This is a genomic window from Rhizobium sp. PAMB 3174 (assembly GCF_052908375.1).
The window spans coordinates 864,604-883,026 of record NZ_CM128608.1 but is presented as its reverse complement, the minus strand read 5'-3'; the positions used below and the strand labels follow the sequence as shown (position 1 = coordinate 883,026).

Annotated in this window: 18 protein-coding genes; 9 read left to right on the top strand and 9 right to left on the bottom strand. The window is 63.0% G+C overall.

Translation table 11 applies throughout. The features are described 5' to 3' along the window. Window positions 1-206: 206 nt before the first annotated feature. The 4 genes from ACU5AY_RS04160 to xdhC all read left to right on the top strand — a co-directional run bounded on the left by ACU5AY_RS04160 (window position 207) and on the right by xdhC (window position 5,695). Window positions 207-983, top strand: a complete 777-nt coding sequence (locus tag ACU5AY_RS04160; RefSeq protein ID WP_446828119.1) for a 3-hydroxybutyrate dehydrogenase — start codon at window positions 207-209, stop codon at window positions 981-983. Window positions 984-1,067: 84 nt separating this feature from the next. Further along, the gene (gene xdhA / locus ACU5AY_RS04155) at window positions 1,068-2,534 is read left to right on the top strand and encodes a xanthine dehydrogenase small subunit (protein ID WP_446828118.1); all 1,467 of its coding nucleotides are present in this window, start codon (window positions 1,068-1,070) and stop codon (window positions 2,532-2,534) included. Between the two features lie 11 nt (window positions 2,535-2,545). Next, entirely contained in the window at window positions 2,546-4,885 is a 2,340-nt protein-coding gene (xdhB, locus tag ACU5AY_RS04150) for a xanthine dehydrogenase molybdopterin binding subunit (protein WP_446828117.1), read from the top strand. A gap of 9 nt (window positions 4,886-4,894) precedes the next feature. After that, window positions 4,895-5,695: a xanthine dehydrogenase accessory protein XdhC gene (xdhC, locus tag ACU5AY_RS04145; RefSeq protein WP_446828116.1), complete on the top strand. Its 801-nt coding sequence runs from the start codon at window positions 4,895-4,897 to the stop codon at window positions 5,693-5,695. Between the two features lie 3 nt (window positions 5,696-5,698). Here the strand turns inward: xdhC and ACU5AY_RS04140 are convergent, their stop codons facing one another. Continuing rightward, window positions 5,699-5,932, bottom strand: coding sequence for a hypothetical protein (locus ACU5AY_RS04140; protein ID WP_446828115.1), 234 nt, complete (start codon window positions 5,930-5,932; stop codon window positions 5,699-5,701). A 96-nt stretch (window positions 5,933-6,028) separates the two neighbouring features. Between ACU5AY_RS04140 and ACU5AY_RS04135 the strand changes: the two genes are divergently transcribed. From ACU5AY_RS04135 to guaD, 4 genes are all read left to right on the top strand, one after another. Then, the gene (locus ACU5AY_RS04135) at window positions 6,029-6,946 is read left to right on the top strand and encodes a LysR substrate-binding domain-containing protein (protein WP_446828114.1); all 918 of its coding nucleotides are present in this window, start codon (window positions 6,029-6,031) and stop codon (window positions 6,944-6,946) included. A gap of 92 nt (window positions 6,947-7,038) precedes the next feature. Beyond that, on the top strand, window positions 7,039-8,703 hold the full coding sequence (locus tag ACU5AY_RS04130) for a sulfotransferase (protein ID WP_446828113.1): 1,665 nt from the start codon (window positions 7,039-7,041) through the stop codon (window positions 8,701-8,703). A 119-nt stretch (window positions 8,704-8,822) separates the two neighbouring features. After that, window positions 8,823-10,067, top strand: coding sequence for a urate hydroxylase PuuD (locus ACU5AY_RS04125; RefSeq protein WP_446823517.1), 1,245 nt, complete (start codon window positions 8,823-8,825; stop codon window positions 10,065-10,067). Next, a complete protein-coding gene (gene guaD / locus ACU5AY_RS04120) occupies window positions 10,064-11,374 on the top strand; it encodes a guanine deaminase (RefSeq protein ID WP_446828112.1) in 1,311 nt (436 codons plus the stop codon). The genes ACU5AY_RS04125 and guaD overlap by 4 nt, the downstream gene beginning before the upstream one ends. 112 nt (window positions 11,375-11,486) lie before the next feature. Here guaD and ACU5AY_RS04115 read toward each other — a convergent pair whose 3' ends face one another. Beyond that, complete coding sequence (locus ACU5AY_RS04115; RefSeq protein ID WP_446828111.1) at window positions 11,487-12,323, bottom strand: LysR family transcriptional regulator; 837 nt, start codon at window positions 12,321-12,323, stop codon at window positions 11,487-11,489. A gap of 95 nt (window positions 12,324-12,418) precedes the next feature. On the opposite strand from ACU5AY_RS04115, the gene ACU5AY_RS04110 reads away from it, so the two are divergent. Next, the gene (locus ACU5AY_RS04110) at window positions 12,419-13,393 is read left to right on the top strand and encodes a quinone oxidoreductase family protein (RefSeq protein ID WP_446828110.1); all 975 of its coding nucleotides are present in this window, start codon (window positions 12,419-12,421) and stop codon (window positions 13,391-13,393) included. A 201-nt stretch (window positions 13,394-13,594) separates the two neighbouring features. Here ACU5AY_RS04110 and ACU5AY_RS04105 read toward each other — a convergent pair whose 3' ends face one another. The 7 genes from ACU5AY_RS04105 to ACU5AY_RS04075 all read right to left on the bottom strand — a co-directional run bounded on the left by ACU5AY_RS04105 (window position 13,595) and on the right by ACU5AY_RS04075 (window position 18,420). Then, window positions 13,595-14,335, bottom strand: a complete 741-nt coding sequence (locus ACU5AY_RS04105) for a metallophosphoesterase family protein (protein ID WP_446828109.1) — start codon at window positions 14,333-14,335, stop codon at window positions 13,595-13,597. 3 nt (window positions 14,336-14,338) lie between these two features. Next, on the bottom strand, window positions 14,339-14,695 hold the full coding sequence (uraH, locus tag ACU5AY_RS04100) for a hydroxyisourate hydrolase (RefSeq protein WP_446828108.1): 357 nt from the start codon (window positions 14,693-14,695) through the stop codon (window positions 14,339-14,341). Then, window positions 14,692-15,192, bottom strand: coding sequence for an ureidoglycolate lyase (locus ACU5AY_RS04095; protein WP_446828107.1), 501 nt, complete (start codon window positions 15,190-15,192; stop codon window positions 14,692-14,694). Before ACU5AY_RS04095 ends, uraH begins: the two co-directional genes overlap by 4 nt. Then, on the bottom strand, window positions 15,189-16,211 hold the full coding sequence (gene alc, locus ACU5AY_RS04090) for an allantoicase (protein WP_446828106.1): 1,023 nt from the start codon (window positions 16,209-16,211) through the stop codon (window positions 15,189-15,191). Before alc ends, ACU5AY_RS04095 begins: the two co-directional genes overlap by 4 nt. Next, on the bottom strand, window positions 16,211-16,705 hold the full coding sequence (gene uraD, locus ACU5AY_RS04085; protein WP_446828105.1) for a 2-oxo-4-hydroxy-4-carboxy-5-ureidoimidazoline decarboxylase: 495 nt from the start codon (window positions 16,703-16,705) through the stop codon (window positions 16,211-16,213). Before uraD ends, alc begins: the two co-directional genes overlap by 1 nt. Before the next feature lie 2 nt (window positions 16,706-16,707). Beyond that, complete coding sequence (puuE, locus tag ACU5AY_RS04080) at window positions 16,708-17,631, bottom strand: allantoinase PuuE (RefSeq protein WP_446828104.1); 924 nt, start codon at window positions 17,629-17,631, stop codon at window positions 16,708-16,710. Between the two features lie 81 nt (window positions 17,632-17,712). After that, a complete protein-coding gene (locus tag ACU5AY_RS04075; RefSeq protein ID WP_446823507.1) occupies window positions 17,713-18,420 on the bottom strand; it encodes a DUF1045 domain-containing protein in 708 nt (235 codons plus the stop codon). Window positions 18,421-18,423: the final 3 nt, after the last annotated feature.

The following is an 18,423-nucleotide window of genomic DNA, read 5'->3' as shown; positions in this document are numbered from 1 at the left end:
CCGTCCTCCCAGAAGTCATGCTTTTGTTTCACTTCAATATCAGCCCAAAACGAATGTCAAACGAAAACAAAACGCAAATGCACCGCAGCCGCGGCATCGCGTCACCCCCGCCGGAAATCTCAATTGCCAGCTCTCCCTGATGTCAATAACCTGCCCTAGATACTGCATTGCAGCAGAACACAAACTCATTCACAGGGAGTTCTATCATGGCAATCACTGTCGTCGTCACTGGGTCGACCAGCGGTATCGGTTTCGGCATCGCCAAGGGCTTTGCCGGAAAGGGCGCCAACATCGTGATGAACGGCTTCGGCAAGCCGGAAGACATCGAGGCGAAGAAGAAGGAACTCGAGGACGCCGGCAGCGGCAAGGTGCTCTATCACGCCGCCGACATGACCAAGCCGGAAGAGATTGCCGACATGATCGCCACGGCCGAGAAGACCTTCGGCGGCATCGACGTCCTGGTCAACAATGCCGGCATCCAGCATGTCTCTCCGGTCGAGGAATTCCCGATCGAGAAGTGGAACATGATCATCGCCATCAACCTGTCCTCCTCCTTCCACACGATCCGCGCCGCGGTTCCGGGCATGAAGAAGAAGGGCAAGGGCCGGATCATCAACATCGCGTCTGCCCACGGCCTCGTCGCCTCCCCCTTCAAGTCGGCCTATGTCGCCGCCAAGCACGGCATTCTGGGCCTCACCAAGACGGTCGCGCTGGAACTTGCCGAACACGGCGTGACGGTCAATGCCATCTGCCCCGGCTACGTGCTGACACCGCTCGTCGAAGCGCAGATCCCGGATACGGCGAAGGCCCGCAACATGACGGAAGAACAGGTGAAGAAGGAAGTCATCCTCGAAGCCCAGCCGACGAAGGAATTCGTCACCGTCGAGCAGATCGCCGCCCTTGCGCTATACCTTGCCAGCGACGACGCCAAGCAGATCACCGGCACGCACATCTCCATGGATGGCGGTTGGACGGCGAAATAGTTTCCGTTGCACTGCAACCATTGACGGAAAGCCGAAATAGGCAAAGAGTGGCCTTTTGTTTACTAATTGGACAAAAGGCAACTCATGGCAGATTCGATCCGCTTCTTCTTGAATGATGAAGTCGTTTCTCTTTCGTCCGTCCGTCCGACGGAAACGCTTCTCGATTATCTTCGGCTGAAACGCCGGCTGACCGGGACGAAGGAGGGATGTGCGGAAGGAGATTGCGGCGCCTGCACGGTCCTCGTCGGCCGCCTGGTCGACGGCGCGTTACGTTATGAAGGCGTCAATGCCTGCATCCGTTTTCTGGGATCGCTGAACGCGACTCACGTCGTCACGGTCGAGCATCTGGCTGCGAAAGACGGCAAGTTGCACCCGGTCCAGCAGGCCATGGTCGACACGCATGGCTCGCAATGCGGTTTCTGCACGCCGGGCATCGTCATGTCGCTCTACGGGCTCTGGCTGTCGAACAGCGCGCCGTCGCGCGCCGATATCGAGAAGGCGCTGCAGGGCAATCTCTGTCGCTGCACCGGCTATGAGCCGATCGTGAAGGCCGCCGAACAGGTATCGGTGGCGCGGCCGAGCACGCTGTTCGACCCGGTTGAGAAATTCCGCACGGAAGTTGCCGCCAAGCTCTGGTCCATGCGCAGCGATGCAACGATCGACATCACGACCGAGGACGGCAGGCTGCTCGTTCCGGGCTCGGTCGAAAAGCTCCTCGAAATCCTTGCGGCGCATCCGGAAGCGACCATCGTCGCCGGCTCCACCGATGTCGGTCTCTGGGTCACCAAGCAGATGCGGGAACTGAACCCCGTCGTCTTCATCAATCACCTGACCGACCTGCAGATCGTTCGCGCTGACGAGACCGGGGTCTTCATCGGCGCCGGCGTCACCTACAGCCAGGCCTTCAAGACGCTTGCCGCCGAAATCCCGGCGCTCGCCCCCCTCCTCGACCGCATCGGCGGCGAGCAGGTGCGCAACATGGGCACGATCGGCGGCAACATCGCCAACGGCTCGCCGATCGGCGACACGCCGCCGCCTCTGATCGCGCTCGGCGCGACCGTGACGCTGCGCTCCGTGCGCGGCCGCCGGTCGATCCCGCTCGAAGACTTCTTCATCGAATATGGCAAACAGGACCGCGCCGCCGACGAGATCGTCGACAGCATTTTCATTCCGCGCCCGCCGGCAGCAAGCCGCTTCGCCGTCTACAAGATTTCCAAGCGCCGCGACGAGGACATCTCGGCGCTCTGCGGCGCCTTCAGCCTGACGCTCGACGACATGAGCACGGTCGCCGACATCCGCATCGCCTTCGGCGGCATGGCCGGCACGCCGAAGCGCGCCCGGGCCGTCGAAACCGCGCTCATCGGCCAGCCCTGGAGCGAGGAGACAATCGAAGCCGCGCGTGACGCCTTCGACAGCGATTTCCAGCCGCTGACAGACTGGCGCGCCAGCGCCGGATACCGCCAGCTGACCGCGAAGAACCTTTTGACCCGCTTCTACCTGGAAACGACCGGCGACCGACAGGAACTGGTGCGTTTCGAGGCTGCTGAGTGAGGAAGACGGACATGGACAAGAGAACCTTCGAACCCAAGAGCACGATCAGCGGCCCGATGCACCAGGTCCTGAAGCACGATTCGGCCCACAAGCATGTCAGCGGCACCGCCGATTACATCGACGACATGCCGGAACCGGCAAACCTCCTGCATGGCGCGCTCGGCCTCTCCACGCGGGCGCATGCAAAGATCCTGTCGATGGACCTTTCAGAAGTGGAAGCGTCGCCCGGCGTAGTCTGCGTGCTGACCGGCAAGGACGTACCCGGCGTCAACGACGTCTCGTCCGCCGGACTGCACGACGAACCGCTGCTCGCCGAAACGGAAGTCCAGTTCCACGGCCAGCCGATCTTCGCCGTCATTGGCGAAACCCGCGAGGCCGCCCGGCGCGCCGCGACCAAGGCGAAGATCGAGTACGAGGACCTGCCCTTCTGGACCGACATCGACGGCGCACTGGCCAACAACGCGCCGACGGTCGTCACCGCCATGACGCTGAAGCGCGGCGACGCCGAGACTGAGATGAAGAACGCGCCGCGCACGCTCTCCGGCACCATGCGGATCGGCGGCCAGGAGCATTTCTACCTGGAAAGCCATATTTCCATGGCGATCCCCGGCGAGGACGACGAGGTCACCATCTGGGCCTCCACCCAGCATCCGAGTGAAATCCAGCACATCGTCGGCCACGTCCTCGACGTTCCGTCCCACGCGATCACGGTCAACACGAGGCGCATGGGCGGCGGCTTCGGCGGCAAGGAGACTCAGGGCAACCAGTTCGCGGCGCTCGCCGCCATTGCGGCCAAGAAGCTGAAGCGCGCCGTGAAATTCCGCCCCGACCGCGACGAGGACATGACCGCGACCGGCAAGCGCCACGATTTCCGCGTCGACTACGAGGTCGGCTTCGACGACGACGGCGCCATCCATGCCGTCAAGGCGAACTTCGCCGCCCGCTGCGGCTATTCGGCCGATCTCTCCGGCCCGGTCACCGATCGCGCCCTCTTCCATGCCGATTCCAGCTATTTCTATCCGCATGTGTTGCTGAAATCGCAACCGCTCAAGACCCACACGGTCTCCAACACCGCCTATCGCGGCTTCGGCGGTCCGCAGGGCATGGTCGGCGGCGAGCGGGTCATCGAGGAGATCGCCTATGCGCTCGGCAAGGACCCGCTCGAGATCCGCCGCAAGAATTTTTATGGCCAGAAGGGCTCCGACCGGGTCCTGACGCCCTATCACCAGGCGGTCGAGGACAACATCATCGACCGCATCGTCGACGAACTGGAAGCCTCCTCCGACTATCAGGCCCGCCGGCAGGCGATCGTCGATTTCAACCGCACGAGCCGCGTCATCCGCAAGGGCATCGCGCTGACTCCGGTCAAGTTCGGCATCTCCTTCACCATGACGGCCTTCAACCAGGCCGGCGCGCTGGTGCATGTCTATCAGGACGGGTCGATCCACCTGAACCATGGCGGCACGGAAATGGGCCAGGGCCTTTACACCAAGGTTGCCCAGGTGCTCGCCGACGCCTTCCAGGTCGACATCGACAAGGTGAAGATCACCGCGACGACGACAGGCAAGGTGCCGAACACCTCGGCGACGGCCGCGTCTTCCGGCACCGACCTCAACGGCATGGCCGCTCTTGACGCCGCCAACCAGATCAAGGACCGCCTGGTCCGCTTCGCCGCCAAGAAGTGGAAGGTGAAGATGGCAGACGTCGAGTTCCTGCCAAACCGGGTGAAGATCGGCGACAAGGAAGAGGTCCCCTTCCCCGATCTCATCCGCCAGGCCTATTTCGACCGCGTCCAGCTGTCCGCCGCCGGCTTCTACAAGACGCCGAACATCCACTGGGACCGCGCCAGCGGCAAGGGCCAGCCCTTCTACTACTTCGCCTATGGCGCGGCCTGCTCCGAGGTCTCGATCGACACGCTGACCGGCGAATACATGATGGAGCGCACCGATATCCTGCACGATGTCGGCAAGTCGCTCAATCCGGCGATCGACATCGGCCAGGTGGAAGGCGCCTTCGTGCAGGGCATGGGCTGGCTGACGACGGAGGAACTCTGGTGGGACGGCAAGGGACGGCTGCGCACGCATGCGCCGTCGACCTACAAGATCCCGCTCGCCTCCGACCGGCCGAAGATATTCGACGTCAAACTGGCGGAATGGTCCGTAAACGCCGAGCCGACCATCGGCCGCTCGAAGGCCGTCGGCGAGCCGCCTTTCATGCTGGCGATCTCCGTCCTGGAGGCGCTGTCGATGGCCGTCGCCAGCGTCGCCGACTACAGGGTCTGCCCGAAACTCGACGCGCCGGCGACACCCGAACGCATTCTGATGGCCGTGGAACGCATGAAAACGGTATGATGCCGTATCATGTTCACCCGTGATTCCTTCAGGGCCTTTGCGGCCCGCCACCGCCAGCTTGTCTTCGTCGAGGTCGCCTCGGTCAAGGGGTCGACGCCCCGCGAGGCGGGGGCCTTCATGCTGGTCGCCCCGCGCGAGACCTGGGGCACGATCGGCGGCGGCCAACTGGAATACCGCGCGATCGCCCATGCGCTGAAGCTGATGGTCGGCGAGGAAACCACGCTCTCGCTCGACATTCCGCTGGGCCCGGAAATTGGTCAGTGCTGCGGCGGCCGCACGCTGTTACGCTTCCTGCAGGCCGATCCGCACATCCTCCAGCTGATCGAACGCCGGCTGGAGGACGAGCGCGCCATCTGGCCGGACGTCCATATCTTCGGCGCAGGCCATGTGGGCAAGGCCCTCGTCCGTGCGCTTGCCCCCCTGCCGCTGGCCGTCACCATGGTCGAGACGCGTGCAGAGGAACTGCAGGGTCTGAAAGCGGAAGGCGTCTCAGTCAAGCATGTCGCCATGCCGGAAGCGCTGGTGGCGGACATCCGGCCCGGCGGCGCGGTCCTTGTGATGACCCACGACCACGCGCTCGATTTCCTGATCGCCCGGGAGGCGCTCCTGAACGACGATCTTCTCTATGTCGGCATGATCGGCTCGTCGACCAAGCGCGCGACCTTCGTCAGCTGGCTTCAGCGAGAAGGCGAGGACGAAAGCCTGGCGCGGCGGCTGGTCCTGCCGATCGGCGGCGCCAGCGTCCGCGACAAGCGCCCGGCGGTGATCGCCGCCATGGTCGCCGCCGAGCTGCTAGACCACCTCCTTTGACCATCACAGCATGTGGCGCAGCCGGTTGCCGGCCCGCCAGAAGCGCTCCCGCCCGGCGTGTCCGTCCGCCCCACCGTTATCACCAATGCCGATGTCCGCGCGCAGATGGCCATCAAGCTCGTCCACCCGGCAACGGAAATGCTCCGGCCGGAATGATCGCCTGAAAATCAGGCGCAGTTTGTCGATGACAGAGCGCGTCGCCGCGCCGCCGCCTTGGGCTGCTTCCGTGCTGGCCATTGCCAGTTTCCTTTTATTGATCCACAGTCAAATTCGCTCAAAAAACACTTATCCACCAACGAATTTATCGCCAGAACGCATAAAGAGAACTGATCCATGAAACTGTCGAAGCAGTTGCCGCTGAATGCCTTGCGCGTATTCGAAGCCGTCGCGCGGCACGGCTCCTTCACCCGCGCCGGCGACGAGCTCGGCATGACCCAGACGGCGGTCAGCTACCAGATCAAGCTTCTGGAAGAGACGATCGGCGAACAACTCTTCCTTCGCCAGACGCGGCAGATAACCCAGACGCCCGTGGCCGAGCGGATGCTGCCGAAGGTCACCGAGGCGATATCGCTGCTGCACGAGGCCATGGATTCGGCTCGCAAGGCATCGAACGAGATGCTGGAGATCCATGCGGTCCCAACCTTCGCCACACTGTGGCTCGCCCGCAATCTCGGCTCCTTCCAGCTGCGCCATCCGGAAATCGCCGTGCGGCTCGTCCGCTCCGACCACGCAACGCGGGTCTACCGTCAGGGTGCGGACGTCTCGATCGAAGGTTGCAACGAGGCGCCCGCCGGTTTCGTCGCGCATCCCCTGCTTCGGCTGGAATTCTCGCCTATGCTCAGCCCGGCGTTGGCGGAGAGTATCGGCGGCGTGAAGACCCCGGCCGACCTGCTGCGGCTCCCGGTGATGAACGAAACCGCCGACGAAGAATGGTGGCGCCAGTGGCTGGCACTGGCCGGCGCGGAATTCCAGCCGCTGAAACGTGCGACGATCAACGCCATGGGCATCATGGACCTGGAGGCCAAGGCAGCCATCAGCGGACAGGGCATCGCCATCCTGAGCCCCTTCCTGTTCCAGGAGGAACTCGCCTCCGGTCGCCTGATCCAGCCATTTCCCTTCGCCTTGCCGGCCAAGGCACCGCTCAGCCTCCTCTACGCCCACGCCCATCGCCGCGCGCCAAAAATCCAGGCCTTCCGCGCCTGGCTGGAGAGCGAGCTTTCGGACGAAGCCGCAACACTGACGGAAGGCTGAACCGCCTAAGCGTTTGCCGTAAGCTCGGTTCAGCCCTGGACAAGCCGCAACCGCTATCCACCATTGGACCAAAGAACAACTTCCGCAGGGCAATGAGCAGCGACACGGTAGAGAAAATCCAGGCCATGCTGGCAAGAGCCGGCCAGGCCATTCAGTCGACTAGACTCGCCGGCAAGCCGCTGCCGGACGGCTTTGCCGACAGGGTCGCCGAGGCCTGCATCACAGCCGCCCGCCAGGAAATTCACCGGAACGAGCCAGGAGCCGCCGGAACGATTATCGATGGCGCATTGTCGCTCTTTCCCGACCACCCGGCCCTCAAGCGGGAGCGCGCCTCGATCTGCGTCGCCAACGGCGATCCGCGAGCCGCCCTCGCCCACCTCTCCTCCGTGCTGGCAACCTGCGCGGATGACGCAGATGCTCTCCATCTTGCCGGCTATGCCTGCCAACTTACCTGGCGTCTCAACGAGGCCATAGCTCACCTGCAGCGTGCCGTGGCGTTGCGGCCCGAGAACGACCGTTTCCACAGGACGCTTGCCAACGCCTATTCCGCGGCCGGCCGACCCCAGGACGCCGCCGCCATCTGGCAGCGCTTTGCGGAACAGGAACCGGAATGCCTGGATTACCTCTTCTACCTCGCCGGAGCGCTGAACGATGCCGGCGAAATCAAGCAGGCGGCCGAAACCTACCGCCGCATTGTCAGGCTGAACCCGGATTGCGGCACCGCCCACCGCATGGCGGGCCTGGCAACGACCTATGACAGCCCGTCCCATCCCCATATCGCCGAACTGGAGGACGGGCTGACCCGGATAGCCGACGACAAGACGAATGCACGCGAATTCCACTTTGCACTCTATCGTGCCTATGACGGCGCAAAGGACTATGATCGCGCCTTCGCGCATCTCCTGGAGGCAAACCGTCTGCTCGGAGAAACCAAAGGCTATTCAACGGGTTCCGAGTTCACGCTGATTCAGCGTCTGCAAGATCACTTCTCTGCGGCTTTCGTTGAAGAGATGCCCGTATCCGATTCGAAGGATTCGCCTATTTTCATCGTCGGACTGCCGCGCTCCGGTTCGACGCTCACAGAGCAGATTCTTGCCAGCCATCCCGACGTCGGCGGTGCCGGCGAGGTCACGGTGCTTCAGGACATTGTCGAACGCGACCTCTTCGATCATGGCCGATCGACCCTGAAGACCTTCGACCACGGCTCGGTTCCGCTGCTGAATGCCCTAGCCATGGAATACATGTCTTGCCTGTCGGGCATGTCGCCGGGCGCCCGCCGCGTGACCGACAAATACCTGTCGAACTTCCTGTGGGTCGGCGTCATCCGCATGCTGTTCCCGCTGGCGCGCATCGTCCATTGCCGCCGCGATCCGGTCGCCAACGGCTTCTCGATCTTCTCCAACCATTTTGAAACCAGCGGCCTGCTCTACAAGACCCGCCTTGAAGATATCGGCCGCTACCACCGCGCCTACAGCGGATTGATGGCCCATTGGCACGACCGCTTTCCGGGCTGGATCCACGATCTCGACTACGAAGCGCTGACCGAAAACCAGGAAGAGGAAACCCGCAGGCTGCTCGCCTATTGCGGCCTTGCCTGGGATCCGGCCTGCCTCGAATTCCACAAGACGAAGCGAACGGTGAGGACCACCAGCTACAACCAGGTGCGAAAGGCCATGTACAGCGGCGCCGATCGCAAGACCATGAATTATATCCGGCACCTGCAGCCGCTGATCGACAGCCTGTCAGCCGAAAAGTGACGTTCGGAGTGCCGAACCGCAACGCAACGCGACAAATGCGTTGCGGCGCACAAAAGTTCTTTTCTTGTTGGCACGAATTGCGCAAAGTGACCGGCAAAGACTTGGATGGGGGCAACTGCATGTATGAATTCGCCATAGCCTGGGAATGGCTGGCCTTTGCCGTTCGCTGGCTGCACGTGATCACGGCGATTGCCTGGATCGGATCGTCCTTCTATTTCGTCGCCCTCGACCTCGGCCTCGTCAAGCGCGACCACCTGCCCGCCGGCGTCTACGGCGAGGAATGGCAGGTCCATGGCGGCGGCTTCTATCACATGCAGAAATACCTGGTGGCGCCGGCGACCATGCCCGAGCACCTCACCTGGTTCAAATGGGAGAGCTACGCCACCTGGCTCTCGGGCTTCGCCATGCTCTGCGTGGTCTATTACGGCGGCGCCGACCTATTCCTCATCGATCGGCATGTGCTCGACGTCAGCCAGCCGGTTGCCATCCTGATTTCCATGGCATCACTCACCATCGGCTGGCTGTTCTACGACACGCTCTGCAAATCGCCGATCGGCAAGAGCACCTGGGGCCTGATGATCCTGCTCTATGTGCTGCTGGTGCTGATGGCCTGGGGCTATACCCATCTCTTCACCGGCCGCGCCGCCTTCCTGCATCTCGGCGCCTTCACGGCGACGATCATGTCGGCCAACGTCTTCTTCATCATCATTCCGAACCAGAAGATCGTCGTCGCCGATCTGGTGGCTGGCCGCACGCCCGACCCCAAGCTCGGGCTTCAGGCCAAGCAGCGCTCGCTGCACAACAACTACCTGACGCTCCCCGTCATCTTCTTCATGCTGTCGAACCACTATCCGCTGGCATTCGCGACCTATTTCAACTGGATCATCGCGGCTCTCGTCTTCCTGATGGGGGTCACGATCCGCCACTGGTTCAACACCACGCATGCGCGCAAGGGCACGCCGCACTGGACCTGGGCGCTGACCGCCATCATCTTCGTCGTCATCATGTGGCTGTCGACCCGCCCCGGGCCCGAGCAGGCGGCAGAGGATGAAAGCACGGCCGTGGCGCCGGCCTTCCAGGAATTCGCTGCCAACGCCCATTTCGGCGCCGCCCGCGATGTCGTCCTGTCGCGCTGTTCCATGTGCCATGCCGCCGAACCGGTCTACGAAGGTCTCAGCCGGCCGCCGAAAAACGTCATGCTCGAAACCGATGCCGAGATTGCGTCCCACGCCCGGGAAATCTATATCCAGGCTGGCCGCAGCCACGCCATGCCGCCAGGCAACGTCACCGATGTCACGCCGGACGAGCGCAAGCTGCTGGCGGCCTGGTATGAAAGCGCAATAGGCGGAAGCAAGACCGAATGACCGATACACTCCTTTTGCGCGGACGGATCCTGTCCTTCCGCCGCGCGCCTTGCGATATCTCCGACACCGGCAGCTACCAATACGAGGAGGACGGCGGTCTGCTGATCGGAAGCGGTCGCATCATCGCCTGCGGCAGCTATGCGGATATCCGCCGCAATGCGCCGACGGACGTCCGCGAGGTCGATCATCGCCCGCATCTCATCATGCCGGGCTTCATCGACACGCATCTGCATTTTCCGCAGATGCAGGTCATCGGTTCCTATGCCGCCAATCTCCTGGAATGGCTGAACACTTACACCTTCCTCGAGGAACAGCGTTTCGCCGACAGGGCACATGCCGAGCGGATTGCCGTGCGCTTCTTCGACGAGATGGTCCGTCATGGCACGACGACGGCGGTCGCCTATTGTTCGGTCCACAAGACCTCCGCCGATGCCTTCTTTGCCGAGAGCCTGAAACGCGGCACGGCGATGATCGCCGGCAAGACGATGATGGACCGAAACGCGCCGGACGCGCTCACCGACACGCCGCAATCCGCCTATGACGACACCAAGGCGGTGATTGCGCAGTGGCACGGCACGGGCCGCAACCGCGTCGCCATCACGCCGCGCTTCGCCATCACCTCGACGCCGGAGGAGATGGAAGTCGCCAAGACGCTTGCCGCCGAGCATCCCGAGCTGCACATCCAGACGCATCTCTCCGAGAACAAGGACGAGATCGCCTTCACCTGCTCGCTCTATCCGGAGGCGAAGGATTACACCGACATCTATGCGCGCTATGGGCTCCTGGGTCCGAAGAGCCTGTTCGGCCACGCGATCCACCTTTCGGACCGCGAGGCGGACGCCATGAGCGAAAACGGCTCGGTCGCAGTCCACTGCCCAACCTCGAACCTCTTTCTCGGCTCCGGCCTGTTCCCGATGAAGACCTACCAGCGTCGCGACAAGCCGGTCCGCATTGCCATTGCCACCGACATCGGCGGCGGTTCCAGCTACTCCATGCTGCGCACGCTCGACGAGGCCTACAAGATCCAGCAATTGCTCGGCGAACGGCTGAACCCGCTCGAGAGCTTCTACCTGATGACGCTCGGCAATGCCGAAGCGCTTGGGCTTGCCGACGAGATCGGCACGCTGGAACCCGGCACCATCGCCGACCTCGTCGTGCTCGACGCCTCGGCAACGCCGGCCATGGCGCTGAAGCAGGAGGCCAACCGGACGCTGACGGAAGAACTCTTCCTCATGCAGACGATGGGCGACGACCGCACGACAGCCGAGACCTACATCGCCGGCCGACCGGCGAAGAGCGTTCTGTGAGTCTTTGAACTCGCCATTCCTATGAGTTGCACCTCATCCGCCCTGCCGGGCACCTTCTCCCCGCACACGGGGAGAAGGCCAGGGTGAGGGGCAATCTTCAAGGAGCCCCCCCCTACCCCGCCGACACCGCATCGATCACCGCCCGGATCGCCGGGGCCTGCCGGATATCCGGGTGGACGACGAGCCAGACCTCGCGGTTCAATGGCGAAAGCGACGTAGGCACCACCTCGATGGGCATTCCGGGTTCGATCATGAAGTCCGGCAGGATGGCGATACCCGCCCCGCCGCAGACCGCCCTCACCTGCAGGTCCAGCGTAGAGGCCCTAAAGCCGATCGACCGGCCGGCGGCAAACTCCAGCAGCTTGCGGTGCTGGGGAGCATTCTCCATCTCGCGGTCGTAGCTCACAAAACTCCACTCCGCTTCCGGCACCTGGCCCACATAGCCTCGCGCGGCATAGAAGGAGAAGGACACCTGCCCGATCCGCATGATCGTCAGCTCGCCCTCGACAGGTCGGGTCATGCGTATGGCGATATCGGCTTCGCGCCGCGCCAGCGATGCCTCGCGCTTGTCGCCGAGAATGGTGAGGCTCAGTTGCGGATGCTCCCGCCGCAGTCGGAGAAACGGTTCGGCCAGCACCCTGTCCGCATAGGCTGGCGGCGCGCTGATCACCACCTCACCGGCAATCTCCGAGCGGTCGCCGACAGCCGCGCGTTCGATGGCGATTGCACCCACTTCCATGCGCTCGGCCAGAGCCGCGATGCGCTGGCCCTCCGCCGTCAGCGACAGGTGCCGTCCCCGGCGGTCGACAAGCTTGAGGCCAAGCTCAGCCTCCAGCGCCGCCACGCGCCGCGCCACGGTCGCATGCTCGACACCAGCCGCACGTCCGGCGGCGGACAGCGTGCCTTGACGTGCCAGAAGGGCGAAGATGCGCAGGTTCTCCCAATCCATATCCGTTAATTTCCTCACATTGAGTGCGCATATATCGGGAATTTTCAATCAACATAGCGTGCGCGAAACTCCTGTCCAGACACAGGAGACACACCATGAGCAAAGTCGTAAAACTCAAAGAGATCGGTGGCCCGGAAAACTTCGTCATCGAGGACCAGTCGCCGGCGGAACCCGGTCCCAAGGAGATCCGCATCCGGCAGGAAGCGATCGGCCTCAACTTCGTCGACATCTACCACCGCGTCGGCCTCTACAAGCTGCCAAGCTATCCCGCCGTGCTCGGCGTCGAAGGTGCCGGCGTGGTCGAGGCTGTCGGCAGCGAGGTCATGGATCTGAAGCCCGGCGACCGGGTCACCTATGCCGGCGCGCCGGTCGGTGCCTATGCCGCAAGCCGGTTGCTGCCCGCCGAGCGCGCCATGCGCCTGCCCGACGGCGTTTCGACCAAGGTCGCTGCCGCCTCGATGCTGAAAAGCCTGACCGCCTACATGCTTCTGAAGGAAGTCTATCCGGTCGGCGAGAACACCACCGTCTTCGTCCAGGCGGCCGCCGGCGGCGTCGGCTCAATCATCGTCCGCTGGGCCAAGCATTTCGGCGCAACCGTTATCGGTGCGGTCAGTTCGGACGAGAAGGCGGCGATTGCCCGCCGCCATGGTGCCGACCATGTCATCGTCGGCCGCAACGCTGATCTTGGCAAGGAAGTGAAGGCGCTGACGGAAGGCCATGGCGTCGATGTCGCCTATGATGGTCTTGGAGGCGAACCGCTTATAATGATGCTGGATTGCGTCCGTCCCTTCGGCATGGCCGTCAACATCGGCCAGGTCGTCGGCCCCGTCCCAGCGTCGATTAGCGCCGACATCGCCGCGCCCCGCGCCATCGCCTTTGCGCGGCCCAGCGTGATGTTCTACATCTCCGACACGGCGCGTTACCGCAAGGCGGCCGATCGCGTCATCCATCATCTCGCCGCCGGTCTGGCACCAGGCGAAGGTCAGGAATATGCCCTTGCCGACGTCGCCCAGGCCCACCGCGATCTCGAAGCCGGACGCACCAGCGGCAGCGCCATTCTCGTGCCGTAACCGCACAGATTTCAGGGGATTGTGCCGGGGAAGAAAAATTTACCGGAAAGAAAATTTCTTCTTTACTTTACGTTAACCACTCGGCAGTATCTTCACATACAGATCCTGCATTTACGAATGCAGTCGAGGGAAACCGCGCTAGCACGGATGTACTGCAGCGCGGTTTTCCGCATATGAACTCTCCTGAATTTCCAATGATCTTTAGCGCAGCCACCCGGTGGCCAGTGCAGCCGCCCACTCGTCGCGGCCGTTCTCGCGTGCCAGTCTTGCGGCGGCTTCGCAATCATAGGGCACCTGCCGGAAGGTGACCGACCAGCCCGCGCTGTCCTTCTCCAGAATTGCGTAGCTTGCCAGTGGATTGCCCGTCTGCATGCCATGCGGATAGGGATGGTCGTCTTCATAACCCGGACAGCCGACACTGCCCGGATTGACGATTAGCCGGCCGTCGCGAAGCCGGACGGTGCGTGGCGTGTGGGTATGTCCGCAGAGGATGAGGGAAAAATCCACGCCTGCGGCCATTGCCTCGATCTCATCTACCGGGCGCTGGTGCATGATGCCCTGCGGAGAGACCGTCTCCAGCCAGTAGGTGTTGTCGTCCGTCGGCGTCGCATGACAGAGATAGGCCTCGTCTTGCCAAACCAGATCGAATGGAAGACTTGCCAGCCAAGCGAGGTGCGCAGGCGTCATCCGGTCGCGGGCATAACGATCCGTCCGCCCCATGGCTTCCGGCACCTGCTCGACGAGATAGCGATCGTGATTGCCGCGCACTGTCGGCAGGTCGAGCACCATCAGCCGGTCCGCCACCTCCGCCGGCCAAAGCGGCCCGGACACGCAGTCGCCGAGATTGACGATGTCGCGGATGCCGAGCCGCGCGATGTCGGCGAGCACCGCCTCCAGTGCTTCCAGATTCCCGTGAATGTCGGTGATCGCGGCGAAACGCACCGCTCAGCTGCCGCGATAGGTGGAATAGCTGTAGGGAGAGAGAAGCAGCGGCACGTGATAATGCGCCGTCGTATCGGCAATGCCGAAGCGGATCGGGATGTCGTCGAGGAACGGCGGATCGGGAAGCGCGACGCTTTTTGCCTTCAGATAATCGCCGGCATGAAACAGGAGTTCGTAGCGGCCGACAGCGAAATCATCACCCTGCAGCAGAGAGCCGCCATCGACGCGGCCGTCGGCATTGGTCACCACCGTCTTGATCAGCACAGGTTCGGCGCCGTCCATCCGGAAAAGATCGATGACGAGGCCTTCGGCCGGCGTGCCGCGGGCGGCGTCAAGGACATGCGTGGTAAGACCGGTCATGGCTTCGGCTCCGTGATCTTGAAGGGTGTGTCGAAGAAGAATTCCTCGAGATTGTTACCCGGTCCGGCGCGGTCGACAACCAGAAAGTCGGACGCTTCGCCGATCGCCATCAGCGGATGGTGCCAGACATTGCGGCGGTAGTTGACGCCCTGATGGGGCTCAGCGAGAAAAACCTGCGGCTCGCCGGGCTTTCCGTCCTCGTCCATGGAGACCACCACCAGAAACGGCCGGCCGGAGATCGGCGTAAACGACTGGCTGCCGAACGGATGCCGTTCCATCATGTCGACCGTGTAGGGAAAGCTGCGCGCCTGGCCGCGGAAGATGTTGAGGATGACCGAAGCGCCCTCGCCTTCGGCCTCGGCGGTGGCAAGCGCGTGAAAGCGTTCGGTCGTGCCGCCGTTGATCAACCGCATCGTCTGCGGATCTGCCTCCAGAACATCGCCGAAAGGGGCAAAGGCCGCCTTGGTCAGCGGCCTTATCGGAAGTGTACGGCTCACGCCTTGTGGCCCATCAGCCTGAGGCGCATCACGCCGCCATCCGGATGCATGGCGAAGCGGACATGCGTGACCGGCCCGATATCGGCGACGGTGTGCCCAGCGAAGACATGTTCGTGGTCCATCTCCAGCTTGTGGCGGGCAAGGATCGGCTTCCAGCTTTCGGACGCGGCAATTTCCGCCTCGCTGATCGTCTCGCCGGCATCCGGCAGATAGGCGCCGAGCAGCTCGCAGGTGTCGGGAAAATTACCCTTGAAGAAATGCGTGTCGACGATGACCCGCTTGATGATGCCCGGATGGCCGAGGCGGATGATGGTCCAGTCATGACCGGGGCCGCGTCGGCGCTTGGTTTCCCAGCCGTCGCCCATGTTGATGCCGCGCCCGGGCGACAGCATCTTGTCGGGATGGCCGTAATGGGCGTCCGTCCAGGTCAGCGCCTTGGCGCCGTGGAAGATGTAGGCGAGATCGATTTCCTGCTCGGGCGACACCTTCGACCAGTCGAAATGCGCGGCACCGTAGACGCGCAGGCGGGCGATGCCGCCATCGGGATACATGTGGACCCGCAGATGCGTCCACACCTTGTCGCGATCGCCGTTCTCGAAGAAGAACTGAGCGCTGGCGCCGAGCGTCGACTTGGCGAGCACTTCGGTCCACGCGGTCGCATCCGTCGGATCGCCGCTCTCGACGAAGGCCGCCTCGATCGAGACCGCGGGCGCGTAATTGCCGGTGAAGTAGCGGGTATCGACATCGAAACCGAAGATCTTTCCCGGCATGGCAAGCCGGATGATCGCAAAGTCATGGCCGGGCGTGCGCTTGCGCCGGCTTTCCCAGCCGTCCATCCATTTGCCGTTGTCGTCATAGGCATCGGCCTTCCACACGGCCGGATCATCGGACAGCATGCGGTCGACCGGTGCGAAGAAATCGTCGGTCACGAAAATGCCCTTGGCGCCGAGACGGGCCGAGGCGAGATTGACGGCACCCGCCGCGAAATCGGGCAGCAGGACCTCACTTACTTCAGTCATCAGGAATTCTCCGAAAATATAGCGTCCAGCCTCAGCCGGGCGATCTTCTCCACCTGCGCGCAGGCTGTCACCAGCTCCTCCTCGCGCTCATGGTGGATGCGTGTCTCGAACGCGGCCAGAATGGCGTCCTTGTATAGGCCTTTCACGGCAATAATAAAGGGGAATCCGAACTTTGCCACATAGGCCAGGTTGAGTTCGGTGAACCGCGCATGCTCCTCGGCCGTCAGCTGATCGAGGCCGGCGCCGGCCTGTTCCTTGCGGCTGTCTTCGGTCAGCTTGCCGGCGATGGCGAGCTTGCCGGCAAGATCGGGATGGGCGCGAAGAACCTCCAGCCTCTCCTCCCCGCTTGCCGCGCGGAACGCCGAACAGAGCGCCGCGTGAACACTGCTCGCCGACAGCGGTTCGGTGACCCCGGCATCATAGGCCCGCTCCGCGACCCATGGCGAATGCTCGAATATGCCGCCAAAGCGGGCTACGAAATCCTGTCTGTCCATGGTCACATGATCTGCGGCTTGTGGTGCTCATGCCAGTGGCGGGCGATCTCGATCCGCTTCGGGATCCACACCTTGTCATGGGAAAGCACGTATTCGACAAAACGCTTCAGCGCGGCGGCGCGGCCCGGACGGCCGACGAGGCGGCAATGCAGGCCGACATTCATCATCTTCGCCTGCCCCTCCTTGCCCTCCTGGTAGAGCACGTCGAAGGCGTCCTTCAGGTAGTTGAAGAACTGGTCGCCGGCGTTGAAGCCCTGCGGCGTCGCAAACCGCATGTCGTTCGTCTCAAGCGTATAGGGAATGATGAGGAACGGCTTGCCATCGTGACCCGGCACCCAGTAGGGCAGATCGTCGGCATAGGAGTCGCTCGAATAGAGGAAGCCACCCTCCTCCATGACAAGCTTCAGCGTATTGTCGGACGGCTTGCCCTGATACATGCCGAGCGGGTGCGAGCCGGTCAGTTCCTTGTGCAGCCGCACAGCCTCGAGAATGTGCTCGCGCTCCTTCTCGATCGGAAAATCCTTGTATTCGAGCCAGCGATAGCCGTGGCTGGCGATCTCCCAGCCGGCTTCCTTCATGGCCGCAACCGCTTCCGGATTGCGCGCCATGGCAAGCGTGACGCCGTAGACGGTAACCGGAACATTCAGGCTGGTGAACATGCGATGCAGACGCCAGAAGCCGGCGCGCGATCCGTATTCGTAGATCGATTCCATGTTGAGATTGCGCTGACCCGGCCAGGGTTGCGCGCCGACGATTTCCGACAGGAGCGATTCCGACGCCGGATCACCGTCCAGTATGGAGCTTTCGCCCCCTTCTTCGTAATTGACCACGAACTGCACCGCGATCCGCGCATCGCCCGGCCATTTCGGGTCGGGGGTTTGACGGCCGTAGCCGATAAGATCGCGGGGATAATTGTCTATGTCCATCGACGCACCTTTTTCCATTCGGTCAAAAATTATCAGGTGCGATTGGATTGTCGAGGGCGCCAAGGCAAAAAGCGGCGCGTTCTACGCCCTCTTTTTCTGCGACACGGGCCCAAGCGGGTGCAGCGAATGCACATGGAAGGGAGCCCCTTGCTCCTCCTCGATCATCAGCGCCAGATTGGCCACTTCCAGCGGCATTTCGAGCGCCGGCGCGAAGAAGCGCTTCAACGCCCGCTCGAAGCGCTCCAGCTCGGACGCATTGAGCGCGCCCGTCAGCATCATGTGAAAGCGGTATTCGTCCATCACATGCGGATGGCCCCAGCGGTGGAGATTGGCGAACTCGGTTGCGTTCAGAACGTCCGGATTGCGCCGCTCGATCTCGACGTCGCTGAGCGGTGCCCGGTAGGCATCGAACTCGTGGATGACGGAACAGGCGAGCTCGTGCATTTCATAGGGATAGGTCGAAGCGATCAGCCCGAGCCCCTGCCCGACCCGCGCGACCTCGAGCGGTGGCAGCAGGAACGGCTGGCGACCGCCGGCAAATGTCATCATGTGCTTCAGGAGAGACGCCGGATTGGCGTCATCCTTCAGCCGGAACGGCGCCTGCAGCATGGCATGGAAACCCGCCCGGCGCGGCAGCGCGGTGTGAAAGGCAATCTCATGGATGCCGAGGCCACCGATGCCGTGCGGTTCGTACAGGTGGCCCGCGAAAGCGTCGCGGCCGAGCCACAAGGCCGCCGCCTCAGAAAGCACATGGCGCGGCGGCGGTGTGAAGGCGATAGAATAGCGCATGTC

Bases quoted from the DNA above. Each gene is read 5' to 3' on its own strand.
- ACU5AY_RS04160 (WP_446828119.1), top strand. From the start codon at position 207: ATGGCAATCACTGTCGTCGTCACTGGGTCGACCAGCGGTATCGGTTTC.
- xdhA (WP_446828118.1), top strand. From the start codon at position 1,068: ATGGCAGATTCGATCCGCTTCTTCTTGAATGATGAAGTCGTTTCTCTT.
- xdhB (WP_446828117.1), top strand. From the start codon at position 2,546: ATGGACAAGAGAACCTTCGAACCCAAGAGCACGATCAGCGGCCCGATG.
- xdhC (WP_446828116.1), top strand. From the start codon at position 4,895: ATGTTCACCCGTGATTCCTTCAGGGCCTTTGCGGCCCGCCACCGCCAG.
- ACU5AY_RS04140 (WP_446828115.1), bottom strand. From the start codon at position 5,932: ATGGCCAGCACGGAAGCAGCCCAAGGCGGCGGCGCGGCGACGCGCTCT.
- ACU5AY_RS04135 (WP_446828114.1), top strand. From the start codon at position 6,029: ATGAAACTGTCGAAGCAGTTGCCGCTGAATGCCTTGCGCGTATTCGAA.
- ACU5AY_RS04130 (WP_446828113.1), top strand. From the start codon at position 7,039: ATGAGCAGCGACACGGTAGAGAAAATCCAGGCCATGCTGGCAAGAGCC.
- ACU5AY_RS04125 (WP_446823517.1), top strand. From the start codon at position 8,823: ATGTATGAATTCGCCATAGCCTGGGAATGGCTGGCCTTTGCCGTTCGC.
- guaD (WP_446828112.1), top strand. From the start codon at position 10,064: ATGACCGATACACTCCTTTTGCGCGGACGGATCCTGTCCTTCCGCCGC.
- ACU5AY_RS04115 (WP_446828111.1), bottom strand. From the start codon at position 12,323: ATGGATTGGGAGAACCTGCGCATCTTCGCCCTTCTGGCACGTCAAGGC.
- ACU5AY_RS04110 (WP_446828110.1), top strand. From the start codon at position 12,419: ATGAGCAAAGTCGTAAAACTCAAAGAGATCGGTGGCCCGGAAAACTTC.
- uraH (WP_446828108.1), bottom strand. From the start codon at position 14,695: ATGACCGGTCTTACCACGCATGTCCTTGACGCCGCCCGCGGCACGCCG.
- alc (WP_446828106.1), bottom strand. From the start codon at position 16,211: ATGACTGAAGTAAGTGAGGTCCTGCTGCCCGATTTCGCGGCGGGTGCC.
- uraD (WP_446828105.1), bottom strand. From the start codon at position 16,705: ATGGACAGACAGGATTTCGTAGCCCGCTTTGGCGGCATATTCGAGCAT.
- puuE (WP_446828104.1), bottom strand. From the start codon at position 17,631: ATGGACATAGACAATTATCCCCGCGATCTTATCGGCTACGGCCGTCAA.
- ACU5AY_RS04075 (WP_446823507.1), bottom strand. From the start codon at position 18,420: ATGCGCTATTCTATCGCCTTCACACCGCCGCCGCGCCATGTGCTTTCT.